A 15,125-nucleotide genomic window follows, 5' to 3' on the forward strand; every position below is an offset into this window, starting at 1 on the left:
TACTTAATAATTAACCTGCATATGTAGAATTATTATCCATGGAATTGTGTATCTTTATTAGATTGAATTTTAACAAAAAAGCTAGGCTATGTCAACATCTATACACACTTTCACAAAAAAAACATCTGTAACGTTACTGCTTTTGCTGTTCGCATGGATAGCATGCACTGTTAATGTGTTTGCATTTCAACAAGAGGAGAACACTTCGAACGATTTTAATCAATACAGGGGCGAAGTAATGGATGAAGCCTCAAAAAAGCCTCTTGTGTTTGCTTCACTTGCGGTAGAGGGAACAAATATCAGTACCATAACCAATACCGAAGGGAGTTTTCTTTTAAAAATTCCCAAAAGTATGAACACGGGAACCGTAATAGTTTCTTTCCTGGGCTACAAGAGCCAGAGTATTGAACTCTCTGAATTGAAACCCAATAACAACAAAATAGCACTTACTATTTTAGTGACCGAACTTTCTGGAGTGAATGTAAATGTTCCAAAAGATGCTGGAGCTTTGGTTAGGGAAACTTTAGCAAGAAAAGGAGATAATTACTTTGAAGACCCAACATTAATGACTGCTTTCTACAGGGAGACCATCAAAAAGAGAAGAAAAAATGTTTCTTTATCGGAAGCTGTTGTGAATATCTATAAATCACCTTACAATTCCCTGCGTAGCGATGCTGTAGAGCTTTACAAAGCCAGAAAAAGCACCGATTACAGCAAACTGGATACCGTTGCCCTCAAATTACAAGGAGGACCCTTCAATACATTGTACGTGGATATCATGAAATATCCTGAGTATATTTTTGCACCAGAATACTTATCTGACTATAAATTTACTTTTAGCCGTTCCACAAGAATTAACGATAAATTGATTTACGTTGTCAAATTTGAGCAAAGGGAAACTATTGCTGAACCCTTGTATGCTGGAGAGCTATTTATAGATGTAGAAAACAAGACCCTAACCAGTGCAATTTATTCCCTCAACATAATCGATAAGGATAAAGCGGCCAAACTATTTGTTCGGAGAAAACCTGCCAATGTAAATGTTTGGCCAACCGAAGTTGCTTATCGGGTCGATTATAGGGAAAAAGGAGGTAAATGGTATTACGGATACAGTAATGTTTTAATGGAATTTAAAGTAAACTGGAAGAATAAGTTATTTAATTCCGTTTATAGTATGACGGCAGAAATGGCCATTACAGACTGGGAAAAAAATTTAGATGGAAAGTTACCCAAAAACAGGGAAAGACTTAAGAAGTCCATTATTTTGAGTGATGAGGCCATAGGTTTCTCCGATCCAGATTTTTGGGGTGAATACAACATCATTGAACCTGAAAAGTCTATCGAATCAGCTATCAAAAAAATACAACGACAGCTACGAAGGTCTAAATCCAATGGCAGTAGCGCATCAAAACCATAAAGCTTACAAGGTTTTAAAAGCAATCTTAAATGTCATATTGAGCTTGTCGAAATACTTAACATACGCATATTGAGTTTCGATGCGCTCAACTTGACATATTGGACTTAAAAAAAATAAATATCCTTCTTTTATTTTATTAACATTTTTTGGTCGTCATCTTAAAGGTTTTAACTTCAAGGCATCAAAAAATTCCACTTACATGATTAAAAGGAGAAGATTCCTCAACTTGACCGCTTTGCTATCCGCAACGGCTGTTCTACCAAATGTTGCTTTTTCAGAAAAAAACAACGAACACCAAAGCTCCAGATTACTTGCCAAACGATTAAAAAAAGGAGATACTATAGGCCTTATTGCCCCGGGGTACGCTGTTAAAGCCAACATACTTGAAGAAATAAAAGAAACACTGAAGAAAATGGGATTTGTTCCTTTTCATACCGATCGTATTCATGGTAACCATGGCTATTTTAGCGATACGGATAAAGAAAGGGCAGCTGACCTGAACGATATGTTCGCAAATACAAAAGTAGATGCAATTCTATGTGCAAGAGGCGGATATGGCTGTACGCGCATCATGCAAATGATAGATTACGAAAACATTAAATTGAACCCAAAAATACTGATAGGGTTCAGCGATATTACTGCATTGCTAAACGGTATCCAAAAGGAAACTGGACTGATTACCTTTCACGGACCTGTTGGCAGTACCTTAAACGATGATTACAGCCAACAAGAGTTTAGCAGCTCATTAGTACATCCCAAATATCCACAGGTCATCACCAATGTTACACTAGAGGATGAAGAAATGATAAATGATGTGGAATATGAACGGTATACAATAACCTCGGGACAATCTACCGGAAAATTGGTTGGAGGAAGCCTTACTTTGGTCAATGCACTTATAGGAACACCACACGAAATAGATTTTACCGATACCATTGTTTGTTTAGAGGATGTGGAGGAAGCACCTTACCGAATAGATAGGATGCTTACCCAACTCATTGAAGGACCTAGCTTTAAAAACGCCAAAGGGATTGTTTTTGGAGTTTGCGCTGGCTGTAATTCAAGTTCAAACTCTAAATCGTTCACGTTAAAAGAAGTCATCATGGACAGAATAGCCCCTTTGAACATTCCAGCGGCCTATGGTATGAGCTTTGGTCATGTACCAAACAATTTTACGTTTCCCATAGGTCTCAATGCACATTGGGATGCAGATAAAATGACCTTGAAGATTTTGGAAAAGGCAGTGCTTTGAAGGACCATTGCGATAGCGGACAATGATCCGTACTTTTTTCAGTTTAAAAGTTAAAGCCAAAGCGTCTCTGCTATTAAAACAGTTTACCCCCCTGTTTACAGTGATAACAGTACCCCCTCTTTAAGGGCCTTATGGATATAGAATAAATTAGATATTTGCTTAAATCTTAACATGCACTTAATGAGGTGATTAATAATAACATAACCAATAGCCCCTTTTTTAAATCATATTTAAAGTTTAACCATTATTCAGTTTTCTATGAAGAACGTAGTACCACATTTTCAACGACCTATTAAAAGTAAAGATGAACCTAAAACAGATGTTTCGTATTGGGATAAGGCAATGGACGCTTACGATGCCAAAAACCACAGGGAAGCATTGATCGAGACCATTAATTACATCAACTCCAAGATTTTACAGGGAAAAGACACCAGTGGGGACATTGAAATTGTACAGGGGCAAGGGTCAGCTGAAGTTCAAATGACCATTAAAAATGATACTTTTTTGGTCAAGGCGCCATTCGTAAAGATAACTGATGATACCAATAAGGTAGCGCTGTTCCGAAGAGTGGCAGAAATCAACTTTAATCCATTGACCTTGGCACAAATCCACCTAATTGAAGGCGCTTTGTGGTTTGAATATGAAATGCCAATAGCATTGTGCCAGCCTTACAAGGTATATGATGTACTACGGGAAATAAGCGTTTATGCTGACAATTATGACGATGAATTTATAGATAAATACAAGGCTGAATTTTACCAAGAGCCAAGAGTAACCCCATTGACAGAAACGGAAAAAGAACAAGTATGGCAGCAGATAAGCAGCGTTCTAGAAGAATATAAAGAATATAGTGCCTTCTTTAAGGATAAGAGATGGGATGACTTTCAGTGGGATATTGCCGTACTCTCCATCTTAAAAATAGTGAACATGCCCTACGTGCATGGTACATTGAGAACCAAATTAGAAGAATATGTGGGCAATCTCTTCAATGGTCAAATCGATTTTAAGTATAGGATAGACAAAGGCATAAGCTTTATGCAAAAGCTATGTGCAAAATCAAAAGAAGAGTTTATGCAGGATATCTATCATGCCGAAGCGTTTATCTCATTAAAATGGCGTAGTTCTACCCAAATACTCCAAAACGATGCCAAGAATATGGAAAATAATGTAAACAGGTATGTGAAGGATGGGAACAATATGATGCTGTGCTATTATTTACAATACTCTTTCCTCCATATTATTTACAATTTCAACTTGGAGGAGCATCATAAAAATGCCATATATGATGTTTTGGAAAAAGTCTCGGGGAAAGAACTGCATCAAGCTGCGCCCATGCTTTTAAAAACCTACTATGGATTTTTAGATGGTAACACAAAAGCAGTCAAAGTATCCAAAGGCTCCAAAAAAGGATTGTTCTCAAAACTATTCGGTTAATCTACAAAGAAGAAAAAAATGGAAAATATAAAAAAATCAGTTTTTAAAATTGTAACAGCTTCTGGTACCGGCACCGGATTTACTGTTAGTGGATATAATCAGGTCATTACAAATTACCATGTAGTAAAAGGTGAAAAAGTAGTAGCTGTAGAAGATTATAAGAAAGATAGGTTCGTGGCCAACGTTGTCATGGTGAACCCAGAAGTAGATTTAGCCTTTTTAAAAATTGAAGGCTTTGAAAATAAGGAGACCGATATTTCCCTACAAGAAGAAATCATCGTGGCCAATACCCAAAAAGTATTCATAAATGGTTATCCCTTTGGAATGCCCTATACCATAACAGAAGGTATTGTTTCATCTAGCAACCAGCCCATGGGAAACAGAAATTATATTCAGACCGATGCCGCCGTAAACCCAGGCAACTCTGGGGGGCCAATGTTGAACGAAGCAGGAGTCCTAATCGGGGTAACAACTTCAAAATTCAACAATGCGGATAACGTAGGGTTTGGAATCAAGCATTCAGACTTGATCAAAGAAATAAATGATTTCGCTTCCGTAGAAAACCCGGTTTATAGTGTCAAGTGCAACTCTTGTGATAGCTATATGGGGAAAGAATGTGAGTTTTGTGCAAACTGTGGAAATACTATGGATATTTCCATTTGGGAAGAATTCGAAAAAAGTCATTTTGCACAATTTGTTGAAAACGCACTTACAGAATTGGGCATAAATCCCGTCCTGGGAAGAGCCGGTAGAGATTATTGGGAATTTCATCAAGGTAGTGCCTTAATCCGAATCTTTGTCTTTAAGCGGGATTATTTAGTAGCGACATCACCCTTGAACAATTTACCCAAAAAGAACATTCAAGAGTTAATGACCTATTTGCTCGAGAAAAATGTAGACCCGTATTATTTGGGTATACATGAGAATAAAATCTACATCTCATATAGAACACACCTTTCCGATATTTTTACAGATCATGCAGATACCGTGAAAGAAAATTTGAAGAACTTAGCCCTCAAAGCTGATGATTTAGATAACTTCTTTGCGGACAATTATGGTTGTGAGATGTCCATAGAAGCAAAAGAAGAATCATAACTTTTCTTCTTAGAAGTGAAAAAAAGGGCTTTGATAATATATCAAAGCCCTCTTTATTTGGATAAAGCCGATGCTAAGCATCAAACTCTTTAAGTGTTTTGGAAATGATACCGATACAATCCAACAACTCTTCTTTGGTCATTACCAAAGGAGGAGCAAAACGTATAATATTACCATGGGTAGGTTTGGCCAAAAGCCCATTTTCCTTTAACGCCATACATATGTCCCAAGCTGTAGAGCTATCTTCAGAATCATTGATCACAATGGCATTGAGCAGGCCTTTACCTCGAACCAAACGCACCAAATCAGTTTCTTCTATCAGTTTTTCCATTTCAGAACGAAACAGTTGACCCAATTCAAAAGCATTTTCTGCCAAACGCTCATCCCTTACTACTTCTAAAGCAGCAATGGCAACGGCGCAGGATAATGGATTTCCGCCAAAGGTAGACCCATGATTACCCGGACGGATTACTTCCATAATTTCGTCGTTTGCCAAAACAGCAGATACAGGTAGGACTCCACCAGAAATAGCTTTTCCAAGAATCAGAACATCTGGTTTTACATCCGGAGTGCCTGAACAATTTTTATCTGGGCAAGAACAATTGCCACAGGTAGCCAATAATCTACCTGTACGGGCAATACCGGTTTGCACCTCGTCGGCCATAAAGAGCACGTTTTTGGATTTACATAACTCCAAAGCCTCTTTTATATAGTTGTCATCGGGAACATAGACACCCGCCTCGCCCTGTATAGGTTCCACTAAGAATGCAGCTACATTTTCATCCAATAATGCTTCTTGTAAGGCATTGATATCATTATATCGAATCGAAACAATACCTGGGGTAAACGGTCCAAAGTTCTCTGTTGCAATAGGGTCGTTCGATGCAGATATGATAGAGATAGTACGTCCATGGAAATTATTTTGACAAACAATAATTTTAGCTTGATTAGCAGGAATACCCTTCTTCTCATAGGCCCACTTCCGCGCCAGTTTTAATGCAGTTTCCACCGCTTCTGCACCAGTATTCATGGGCAACAGCTTATCGTAGCCAAAAAATTTGGTCGCGAATTCTTCGTACCTTCCCAAGATATCGTTATAAAATGCACGGGAAGTCAACGTCAAGTTGTCAGCCTGACTTTTTAAAGCACCAATAATTTTAGGGTGACAATGCCCTTGGTTTACTGCCGAGTAGGCAGATAAAAAATCATAATACTTTTTGCCTTCAACGTCCCATACGAACACCCCTTCACCCCTACTCAGAACAACTGGTAAAGGATGATAGTTTTGTGCGCCGTACTTGTTTTCCAATGTTATCGCCTGTTGCGATGTTAAATGTTCTAAAACAGCCATTTTAAATGTGTTTAAATTGATAAAATAACCATTCCTACAATACCTTTATCCTTTCGAAGTCTCGAAAATTCAGCGTGGGAGAGAAATCATCCCTGAGGGGATGCTAATTTATTAAATATTTGTCAATCATTCTTTTTATTCGATAAAGTTGCAATTTGTAGTTCTAACCGTTTAAGTTCCCTTAAAATATCATTCTTGTCCATTTGCATCCATACAAAAAGTTTTATCATCCCCATAAAGATTAGGCACACAAATATTGCTGTTCCCCATTCAATAAGCTCATTTGTCACGTTTGTATTTAAAAATTGGACGATACAGAATATAAGTAATCCTAAAATAATGAGATTGACCAAATTCATTATTATGGCCAACCATCCCAGTTTTCCTCTAAATACCCCTCCAAGTTTTTCAAAAATATTCTGTTCGCCGAGTTCATCATAAAATTTTGCCTCTTCTTGGGTTAAAGCTTCTTTAATAAGCTCGTCTATTTTTTCATTGTCATTTTTCATCCTTTTGTCTTTAATAATTCTTTTAATTTTTCTCTTCCGTAGAATAATCTTGATTTTGCCGTTCCCACCGATATTTCCAAAATGTTGCCAATTTCGCTTAACGAATATTCCTCCAAATAAAATAGTCTCAACACCATCTGTTGATTTTCCGGTAATTCTTTTATTGCCAAAAGAAGTTTTTTAATCTTAGGCTCCCTGTAATCCTCTGCATCGTTCATTGTAGCATCTTCATCAATGCCTTCAATATTCTTCCTGTTTCTTTTTAGTTTACTTAAATAATCCAGAGACTTTCTGGTCACTATTCTTGTGGCCCAACTGCTAAAACTGTTGGGATTCTTAAGTGTATAAAGCTTGCTAGTAATAGTCCTCCATGAATCTTGGACGATATCTTTTGAAGCTTCAACATCGTAGGTATATCTATAAGAATGCTTACACAATCTAACATGATGCCGCTTTACCAATATGGATAAAGATTTCCTATTTCCAGATTGATATTCCAATACTACCAAACCATCAAAAACTTTTTCTCTTGTTTTCATATCATGTGTCATCTAATAGACACGGAATTATCTAAAAGGTTCAAAAAAAAGGATAATTTTTAACTGTTCATTTATACAAGTTACTTGTTCTTTATAGAAACCTATTCTTACTTTTGCCAAATGCGTAAAAAAAGAAGTCGACAAACATTTGAAAATGTTGAGGTAATAGATGCCGGCGCCAAGGGAAAATCCGTGGGAAAAGCTCCTGATGGTAGAGTAATCTTTCTAACCAACGCTGTTCCCGGTGACGTTGTGGATGTCATGACCACAAAAAAAAGAAAAGCGTTCTTTGAAGGTATAGCCACTAAATTTCATCAATTTTCCGATAAAAGAACAACGCCAAAATGTGAACATTTTGGGGTCTGTGGCGGATGCAAATGGCAACACATGGGCTACGAGCATCAACTCAATTTTAAACAAAGTGAAGTAGAAAATAACCTTAAACGCATAGGACATCTTGAACTACCCAAAATAACACCAATACTTGGGTCCCAAAAACAGTACTTCTACAGAAATAAAATGGAATTTTCCTTCTCTAGCAGTCGTTGGCTTACCGAAGAAGAAATCAATTCCTCAGCGCAAATCGAAGATAGAAACGCACTTGGTTTTCATATACCCGGTATGTGGGATAAAATTTTAGATATAAAAAACTGTCATTTGCAAGAGGATCCTTCCAACGCAATCCGTTTAGAAGTGAAAAAATTTGCAACTGAAAACGGAATCTCGTTTTTTAACCCAAGACATCAGGAAGGAATGTTACGCACAATGATGTTGAGAACTTCATCTACAGGCGAAATCATGTTGCTCATACAGTTTTTTGAAGATAATGAAGAGAAACGTGAATCACTCTTAAACCATATTAAAGCAAAATTTCCAAAAATTACCTCTTTACAGTACGTCATTAATCAAAAACAGAACGATACCATTTACGATCAAGAAGTAGTATGTTTTGCAGGCCGTGACCATATTTTTGAAGAAATGGAAGGGCTTCAATTTAAAATAAACGCCAAATCGTTTTATCAAACCAACTCGGAACAGGCCTACGAACTATATAAAATTACCCGCGATTTTGCTGGTTTATCTGGAAATGAATTGGTGTATGATTTATACACAGGAACTGGAACCATAGCACAATTCGTAGCGAAAAAAGCGAAAAAAGTTGTTGGAATTGAATCTGTTCCAGAAGCTATTGAGGACGCTAAAGGAAATGCTGTTCGCAACGGTATTTCAAACACAGATTTTTTTGTGGGTGACATGAAAAATGTCTTTACTACGGCATTTATTGAAGAGAACGGTAAGCCCGATGTTATCATTACGGATCCTCCCCGAGATGGAATGCACAAACAAGTAGTAGAACAACTGTTACAGGTTGCTCCAGAAAAAATAGTTTACGTAAGTTGTAATAGTGCTACACAAGCAAGGGATTTAGCGTTGTTAAAAGAAAAATATAATGTAACCCGAGTACAACCTGTGGACATGTTCCCACAGACCCACCATGTTGAAAATGTTGTACTTTTGGAAAATCGGGTATAATTTTTGATTAAAAAGGTTTTACACTAGAATGAAAAGAATAATTCCCATCGTAATCTTAACCTTTTTGATAGGATATTTTGCTTCGTGCGAAAAAGATGATATCTGCGTTGATGGCGATACTCCATTGTTGATCATTGGTTTTTATGATGCTATAGACACTACACTGTTCAAATCTGTACCAACATTTAGAATTAGGGCTCTTGACAACGACAGTATTTTTTCGTCAGATACTTTTACCGACCGTTCAAATTCATCAGATTCAATATTTATTCCGCTGCGTGTAGATGCCAACAATACTAGGTTTACATTTATAACCAATTCTGCGGACGATGCTGAAACAGAAGCAGAAACAGGTGATATTGATACATTGACATTTAATTATGAACCGCGTGAAGCCTTTGCTTCCAAAGCTTGTGGTTTTGTGGGCAATTACGATAATCTTAGCATTACGTTACCCGAAAGCGATAATAATTGGATAGAGGATATTACCATTGTCCAACAAACTATAGAAAATTCCAACACTATCCATGTCAAGATATTTCACTAACCTTTTTGTTATTTTCTTTTGCTTTTCTGGATTTGGTCAGGATAAACCTATTGATTCTCAACAAAAAGATACCGTTGAAAACAAACCTATTGACCTTCAACCAAAGGATACGATTGAGTACAAACAGGAGTATGGCCTACGAGTAGGTATAGATTTAAATAGACCATTATTGTCTTTTCTTGATGAGGACTATACGGGTTTTGAAATAGTTGGTGACTATAGACTTACAGAAAAAATGTATTTAGCGGCAGAGCTAGGCAATGAAGAAAAAACTATTTTCGAAGATGTGGGCAATAGCCCGCTTTACAACTATACGTCTTCTGGAAGTTATATAAAGCTTGGTATTGACATGAATACCTACGAAAATTGGTATGGTATGAACAATGCGATTACTGTTGGCGGCCGTTATGCTTTTTCAACTTTTAGCCAAACCTTAAACGAGTATAATATTTTTAATAGTAATCGTTTTTTTAATCCAGGTGAGTTTTTGGTTGGAGCTGAAGAAGGTGAAGAATTTAGTGGCCTTAGTGCATCTTGGTTGGAATTTGTATTAGGATTAAAAGCAGAGCTATTTGCAAATATATATGTAGGAATGAGTGCACGTTTAGGCTTTCTGATTACAAACACGGAAGAAGAGCGCTTTCCCAATCTTTGGGTTCCCGGTTTTAACAGAATAACTGATGGAAGTAATTTTGGAGTGAGCTATAATTACTCCATCTCATACTTTCTCCCGCTGTACAAAAAATCAAAAAAGAAAAAAAAGGAGGTTCCTGAATCTGAAGAAGAGTAAAGTTTTTGTTCGTACAATCTTTAAAACATTAAAAAATAAACCAGAATGAAGAAAATCCCCATCAACTACGTAGAATTTAAGGCAAAAGACCTTGAAGCAACTAAATCGTTTTACAACAAAGCTTTTGGATGGGTTTTTACCGATTACGGTACTACCTATACTGCATTTTCAGAAAGTGGTATCGAAGGAGGGTTTGAAACGACCGAGGAAGAAATAACAAATAGCGTTCTAGTAGTACTTTACTATGATAACCTTGAAGAAATCAAATCACAGATTATTGCTCTAGGAGGAAAAATAACTGTAGATATCTTCTCTTTTCCTGGGGGCAGCAGATTTCAATTTACTGATCCATCTGGCAATGAATTAGCTGTTTGGACGGATAAATAAGTTTTCTAGAAACCGGATATGACCAGAACATCATATTTCTCTCATCCCTTTAATAAAAATCCATTTCATTAATACCCTTTCGCCTTCATCTGTTTTAATAGCGCCAAATTTAGGGGCCAAAATATTGGCAATTATGGCAGAGGTAACGGCCAAAAAAATGGGGCTGATAGGCAAATAATATCCCAAAACCAAACGAGCAATAAGAAATAAGACCACAAAGGCAATAAAATTGAAAAGCAATGCTTTGTATTTTGGTTTCATTGAGTATCGGTTTTATACTTCGCTTTTTTACTTCCTTCATACATCTCGTACTTCACTAACCTGGATTCCAACTTACCATTAAAGGCCTTTATCTTTCTAGAAGGTCTAAGACCTACGTATTTTAATGCCTCTAGATTAGATGTAATCAACCAAGCGTTTGTACCAGGGTAGTTTTGTTTCAACGTATTTCCAATCTTAGCATAAAAATCCTCAACATCTATTTGAAGACGTTCCCCATAAGGCGGATTAAAGACCATATGTAATTTAGTATCAACCGGTTTCTCGGTTCTAAAAAAATCCTTTCGCTCTATTGTAATGTATTCTGAAAGATTTGCATTATCTACATTTTCTTGAGCTTTTCGTGTAGCAGAAGGAGCTTTATCATACCCAATGATTTTATGATGAAATTCACGGGTTTTGTTCAAGCTGGCAGCAATAATTTTTTCATACAGCTCATCATCAAAATCGTTCCAATGCATAAAGGAGTAAGATGACCTATTAATGTTAGCGGGAACGTTACAAGCAATCATTGCAGCCTCTATCAAGAAAGTACCACTACCGCACATAGGATCTAAAAAATCTGTAGTTCCGTTCCAGCCGCTCGTGAGCAGTAGACCAGCAGCCAAGACTTCATTGATCGGTGCAATGTTGGTCGATATACGATAACCACGCTGGTGCAGCGATGTACCAGAACTATCAAGAGAAACTGTACAGGAATTCTTGTACAGATGGATATTGATTCGGATATCTGGATCATGTGTATTAACATTGGGGCGTTGTCGTGTAGTTGCCCTAAACTTATCTACAATGGCATCCTTTGCCCTTTGCGAAACAAATAGAGAATTATTGAACACTTCCGAATTCATGGTAGTATCGATTGCAAAAGTTTTGTCATGGTCAAATAAATCCGACCAGTCAATATCATAAACCTGTCTGTATAATTCTTTTTCACTGAATACACGAAACCTTGAAATTGGTTTCATTATTTTCAAAGCGGTACGCAAACAAAGATTTGCCTTGTATAAAAACCCCGTGTCCCCGTCAAAAGTAACGTTCCTTACGCCTTCTTCTACATTTCCTGCACCTAGGTTCCGCAGTTCTTTTGCTAAAATAGGTTCAAAACCATATAGGGTTTTCGCCAACATTTTAAAATTTCCCGACATGCTGCTATAAAATCTTTCGGTAAAAATAGGCTATTTTTACGCCTTCAACCTAGCTAATAAGTAGCACTCATTGCATGATTTTCATTATACCTATTTTGGCCGTTTGGGCAGGTTTTGTATTTGCATTAATCTCAAGGCCCAAAAACAAGAAAAACATAAAGCTTCTGTTAGCCTTTAGTGGCTCATTTTTATTGGCCCTCACTTTCTTTGAGCTATTGCCCGAAGTCTATCAAAAATCTAATCCAAAAATTATTGCACTGTTTATTTTAGGAGGGATTTTGCTTCAGATTTTTTTAGAATTCTTTTCCAAAGGAGCTGAGCATGGTCACGTACACTTGAATTTAAAGAAAAACAAATTCCCATTATTGTTATTTTTAAGTTTATCGATACATGCATTGATTGAAGGAGTTCCAATTCATGAAAACAATTCCATATTATACGCAATTGTTATACATAAAATTCCTGTAGCTATAATTCTAAGTATATTTTTACTTCGTTCTAATCTTAAAAGGAGTTTAGTGATTTTGTTTATTGGTGTGTTTTCATTAATGACACCAATTGGCAGCTATCTTGCCCAAGTATCCTGGGTGAAATCATATGGTTATATATTTACGAGCTTGGCCATAGGAGTATTTCTACATATTTCCACGGTCATCCTTTTTGAAAGTTCACAGGGCCATTCCTTTAATTTGAGAAAAATTCTGGTAATTGTTTTAGGGATTGGGATTGCCTATTTGATGTAGAAAAATAATCAAGTTATCCCATAAATCATTAGCCAGTGACTAATGGCTCCACCCAATACAAAAAAATGCCAAATCAAATGGTTGTAGAGTATGCGTTTGATGGCATAAAATAGGATTCCTATAGTATAAAAAGCACCACCTAAACCAAGTAAAAACAAACTATCATTAGACAAGCTTTCTGAAAGAAAATTAAAGTCAAGTACAATCAACCATCCCATTATCCCATAAAGTATAAGTGAAAAAAATTCAAATTTTCCTGTAAAAAATAGCTTCAAAATAGTACCAAAAAGAGCTATTCCCCATACAAAATAAAAAAGTAACCATCCTTTGGAATCCGATAGGATTATTAAACAAACAGGAGTATAAGTTCCAGCAATCAAATAGTAAATACTGATATGGTCCAAAATCCGAAGTTGTTTTTTCATTTTTGGATTTAGCACTCCATGGTATACTGTAGATGCCGTAAACAAAAGTACAAGTGAAATACTATAGACAATTATACTACCTAATAGATATGGTGTTTTGCTTAAGTCTTTCTGGAGAAAAAAAACAAATCCGACCAACGCAAGAACAATGCCTAGCGCATGGGAGTAGCAATTCCACTTTTCTTCAATTAAAACAGATTTAGGATTTAGAGTCAAGTAGACTTATTTATATTGTTTTCCGTGTTTTATAACCAAATCCACATCTTGCAATAAACTAATATGTCGGAGCACATCTCCTTTTACGGCAATGATATCAGCATATTTACCTGGAGTAACCGTACCAACTTCATCCGCAACTCCCATCCAAAGTGCTGGCCAATAGGTAGCTCCTCTAATCGCATACATTGGGTCGATATCAAATTCATTTACCCATACATCCAATTCGTTCCAGGTTGATTGACTATGAAACTTCATTGGAATACCGCTATCAGTGCCTATCATCAATACGACGCCAGCATCTAATAATTGAAGTATTTTAGTTTTTAATGTAGGTTTTCTTGAAGGTGTTAATTGAAAATAAGGCAACCTATCAGGATGTTTTATACTTTCTTTTATGTCCGTTATTACAGAATCCGGTAGTCCACGGTGCCATGAGTCGTTATCCAAATGCTCTCCGTTATCCCTTACGTATTCGTAGTTGTACAAACCTTCTACTGTAGGACACCAAAAAAGAGGGCCTTGACTCATATCTGCCGTACGTTCCCTTATCATTTCCATGATATCATCAGGGTACTTTGGTGAAGAAGATAAACCTGTATGCTCAAAACAGTCTGCACCTGCCAGCAATCCCCTCCGGATTTCTTCCGGTCTATGACTGTGCGCAACTACTTTTAAACTATTTTTATGGGCCTCATCTACTACAGCATTAACTTCTTCCATCGTCATCCTATCCTGATCAATCAGTTTAATGACATCCACTCCCGCATTCGCCAACCTTCTGATTTTCTTTCTTCCGTCTTCAGGACCATTGACTCCCCAACGAAAATCTTCTGTGCCTGGATAGGGCTTATGCTGAATAAAAGGTCCCGATATGTATAAAGTTGCACCAGGTATTTCGCCATTATTTATGGCATCTCTAACAGCAATGCTCTCCTCCAAAGGCCCACCTAAATCTCTAGCACTAGTAACACCAGCCATTAAAAGTTGATGTGCGGAAGCGGGCATAATAACATCCTTAAACAATGGAGGATATGTCTTATCCCAATATGTATAATCTGCATGACCATTAATCATAGTGTGTACATGCATATCCCAAAGTCCTGGCAGCACACTCATTCCTTCCGTAGAAATGATTTCGGCGTTTTTTGGAATGGATAAAGTTTCTGTCGTACCAACCTTTTTAATTCGGTCACCCTCTATTAAAACCACGCTATTCTTGATCGGATCAGAACCAAAACCATCTATTAAAGTTCCCCCAACCAAGGCTTTAAGCTGATTTTCTTGGGAGAAAACGAAAGTCACAATTAAAAAGACACAAAAAGTAAATCGGAGTTTAAGCATTGGTCATGTTTTTTCTAAAGATAATACAAACATGAAACCTAATTAAAAAAAAACGTCCCGTACAGTTGTACGGGACGTCGAGGAAGGCGGCGACCTACTCTCCCACTTGGTATAGCAGT

16 protein-coding genes are annotated in these 15,125 nt (G+C 36.9%); 9 read left to right on the forward strand and 7 right to left on the reverse strand.

Annotated features, from left to right (window positions below; translation table 11 throughout):
- Nucleotides 1–88: 88 nt before the first annotated feature.
- The 4 genes from KIM67_RS15200 to KIM67_RS15215 all read left to right on the forward strand — a co-directional run bounded on the left by KIM67_RS15200 (nt 89) and on the right by KIM67_RS15215 (nt 5,198).
- Nucleotides 89–1,417: a carboxypeptidase-like regulatory domain-containing protein gene (locus KIM67_RS15200; RefSeq protein WP_213832403.1), complete on the forward strand. Its 1,329-nt coding sequence runs from the start codon at nt 89–91 to the stop codon at nt 1,415–1,417.
- 199 nt (nt 1,418–1,616) lie between these two features.
- A complete protein-coding gene (locus tag KIM67_RS15205) occupies nt 1,617–2,669 on the forward strand; it encodes an LD-carboxypeptidase (RefSeq protein WP_213832404.1) in 1,053 nt (350 codons plus the stop codon).
- Between the two features lie 258 nt (nt 2,670–2,927).
- Complete coding sequence (locus tag KIM67_RS15210; RefSeq protein WP_213832405.1) at nt 2,928–4,103, forward strand: hypothetical protein; 1,176 nt, start codon at nt 2,928–2,930, stop codon at nt 4,101–4,103.
- Nucleotides 4,104–4,121: 18 nt separating this feature from the next.
- Complete coding sequence (locus KIM67_RS15215) at nt 4,122–5,198, forward strand: trypsin-like peptidase domain-containing protein (protein WP_213832406.1); 1,077 nt, start codon at nt 4,122–4,124, stop codon at nt 5,196–5,198.
- A 73-nt stretch (nt 5,199–5,271) separates the two neighbouring features.
- Here the strand turns inward: KIM67_RS15215 and rocD are convergent, their stop codons facing one another.
- The 3 genes from rocD to KIM67_RS15230 all read right to left on the reverse strand — a co-directional run bounded on the left by rocD (nt 5,272) and on the right by KIM67_RS15230 (nt 7,597).
- Entirely contained in the window at nt 5,272–6,549 is a 1,278-nt protein-coding gene (rocD, locus tag KIM67_RS15220; protein ID WP_213832407.1) for an ornithine--oxo-acid transaminase, read from the reverse strand.
- 122 nt (nt 6,550–6,671) lie between these two features.
- On the reverse strand, nt 6,672–7,058 hold the full coding sequence (locus KIM67_RS15225; RefSeq protein ID WP_213832408.1) for a DUF6768 family protein: 387 nt from the start codon (nt 7,056–7,058) through the stop codon (nt 6,672–6,674).
- Nucleotides 7,055–7,597, reverse strand: a complete 543-nt coding sequence (locus KIM67_RS15230; RefSeq protein ID WP_213832409.1) for an RNA polymerase sigma factor — start codon at nt 7,595–7,597, stop codon at nt 7,055–7,057. Before KIM67_RS15230 ends, KIM67_RS15225 begins: the two co-directional genes overlap by 4 nt.
- Nucleotides 7,598–7,717: 120 nt before the next feature.
- Between KIM67_RS15230 and rlmD the strand changes: the two genes are divergently transcribed.
- From rlmD to KIM67_RS15250, 4 genes are read left to right on the forward strand one after another with little or no spacing between them, the layout of a single operon-like run.
- The gene (rlmD, locus tag KIM67_RS15235; protein ID WP_213832410.1) at nt 7,718–9,130 is read left to right on the forward strand and encodes a 23S rRNA (uracil(1939)-C(5))-methyltransferase RlmD; all 1,413 of its coding nucleotides are present in this window, start codon (nt 7,718–7,720) and stop codon (nt 9,128–9,130) included.
- A gap of 28 nt (nt 9,131–9,158) precedes the next feature.
- The gene (locus tag KIM67_RS15240; protein WP_213832411.1) at nt 9,159–9,677 is read left to right on the forward strand and encodes a DUF6452 family protein; all 519 of its coding nucleotides are present in this window, start codon (nt 9,159–9,161) and stop codon (nt 9,675–9,677) included.
- Nucleotides 9,658–10,467 (forward strand): DUF6048 family protein, encoded by an 810-nt coding sequence (locus KIM67_RS15245; protein ID WP_213832412.1) that lies wholly within the window; start codon nt 9,658–9,660, stop codon nt 10,465–10,467. The genes KIM67_RS15240 and KIM67_RS15245 overlap by 20 nt, the downstream gene beginning before the upstream one ends.
- A 45-nt stretch (nt 10,468–10,512) precedes the next feature.
- A complete protein-coding gene (locus tag KIM67_RS15250; RefSeq protein WP_213832413.1) occupies nt 10,513–10,854 on the forward strand; it encodes a VOC family protein in 342 nt (113 codons plus the stop codon).
- 30 nt (nt 10,855–10,884) lie between these two features.
- Here KIM67_RS15250 and KIM67_RS15255 read toward each other — a convergent pair whose 3' ends face one another.
- Together KIM67_RS15255 and KIM67_RS15260 are read right to left on the reverse strand one after the other, a co-directional pair.
- A complete protein-coding gene (locus tag KIM67_RS15255) occupies nt 10,885–11,115 on the reverse strand; it encodes a hypothetical protein (protein ID WP_213832414.1) in 231 nt (76 codons plus the stop codon).
- A complete protein-coding gene (locus KIM67_RS15260) occupies nt 11,112–12,278 on the reverse strand; it encodes a class I SAM-dependent RNA methyltransferase (protein WP_213832415.1) in 1,167 nt (388 codons plus the stop codon). Before KIM67_RS15260 ends, KIM67_RS15255 begins: the two co-directional genes overlap by 4 nt.
- Before the next feature lie 74 nt (nt 12,279–12,352).
- Between KIM67_RS15260 and KIM67_RS15265 the strand changes: the two genes are divergently transcribed.
- Nucleotides 12,353–13,021, forward strand: a complete 669-nt coding sequence (locus KIM67_RS15265; protein WP_213832416.1) for a ZIP family metal transporter — start codon at nt 12,353–12,355, stop codon at nt 13,019–13,021.
- A gap of 8 nt (nt 13,022–13,029) precedes the next feature.
- Here KIM67_RS15265 and KIM67_RS15270 read toward each other — a convergent pair whose 3' ends face one another.
- Nucleotides 13,030–13,662: a hemolysin III family protein gene (locus KIM67_RS15270; protein ID WP_213832417.1), complete on the reverse strand. Its 633-nt coding sequence runs from the start codon at nt 13,660–13,662 to the stop codon at nt 13,030–13,032.
- Between the two features lie 6 nt (nt 13,663–13,668).
- On the reverse strand, nt 13,669–15,006 hold the full coding sequence (locus KIM67_RS15275; protein WP_213832418.1) for an amidohydrolase family protein: 1,338 nt from the start codon (nt 15,004–15,006) through the stop codon (nt 13,669–13,671).
- Nucleotides 15,007–15,125: the final 119 nt, after the last annotated feature.

It is taken from the genome of Flagellimonas sp. 389, from assembly GCF_018449435.1.
Classification (GTDB): Bacteria; Bacteroidota; Bacteroidia; order Flavobacteriales; family Flavobacteriaceae; genus Flagellimonas.

Coding starts and splice junctions, on each gene's coding strand:
- KIM67_RS15200 (WP_213832403.1), top strand. CDS start 89: ATGTCAACATCTATACACACTTTCACAAAAAAAACATCTGTAACGTTA.
- KIM67_RS15205 (WP_213832404.1), top strand. CDS start 1,617: ATGATTAAAAGGAGAAGATTCCTCAACTTGACCGCTTTGCTATCCGCA.
- KIM67_RS15210 (WP_213832405.1), top strand. CDS start 2,928: ATGAAGAACGTAGTACCACATTTTCAACGACCTATTAAAAGTAAAGAT.
- KIM67_RS15215 (WP_213832406.1), top strand. CDS start 4,122: ATGGAAAATATAAAAAAATCAGTTTTTAAAATTGTAACAGCTTCTGGT.
- rocD (WP_213832407.1), bottom strand. CDS start 6,549: ATGGCTGTTTTAGAACATTTAACATCGCAACAGGCGATAACATTGGAA.
- KIM67_RS15225 (WP_213832408.1), bottom strand. CDS start 7,058: ATGAAAAATGACAATGAAAAAATAGACGAGCTTATTAAAGAAGCTTTA.
- KIM67_RS15230 (WP_213832409.1), bottom strand. CDS start 7,597: ATGAAAACAAGAGAAAAAGTTTTTGATGGTTTGGTAGTATTGGAATAT.
- rlmD (WP_213832410.1), top strand. CDS start 7,718: ATGCGTAAAAAAAGAAGTCGACAAACATTTGAAAATGTTGAGGTAATA.
- KIM67_RS15240 (WP_213832411.1), top strand. CDS start 9,159: ATGAAAAGAATAATTCCCATCGTAATCTTAACCTTTTTGATAGGATAT.
- KIM67_RS15245 (WP_213832412.1), top strand. CDS start 9,658: ATGTCAAGATATTTCACTAACCTTTTTGTTATTTTCTTTTGCTTTTCT.
- KIM67_RS15250 (WP_213832413.1), top strand. CDS start 10,513: ATGAAGAAAATCCCCATCAACTACGTAGAATTTAAGGCAAAAGACCTT.
- KIM67_RS15255 (WP_213832414.1), bottom strand. CDS start 11,115: ATGAAACCAAAATACAAAGCATTGCTTTTCAATTTTATTGCCTTTGTG.
- KIM67_RS15260 (WP_213832415.1), bottom strand. CDS start 12,278: ATGTCGGGAAATTTTAAAATGTTGGCGAAAACCCTATATGGTTTTGAA.
- KIM67_RS15265 (WP_213832416.1), top strand. CDS start 12,353: ATGATTTTCATTATACCTATTTTGGCCGTTTGGGCAGGTTTTGTATTT.
- KIM67_RS15275 (WP_213832418.1), bottom strand. CDS start 15,006: ATGCTTAAACTCCGATTTACTTTTTGTGTCTTTTTAATTGTGACTTTC.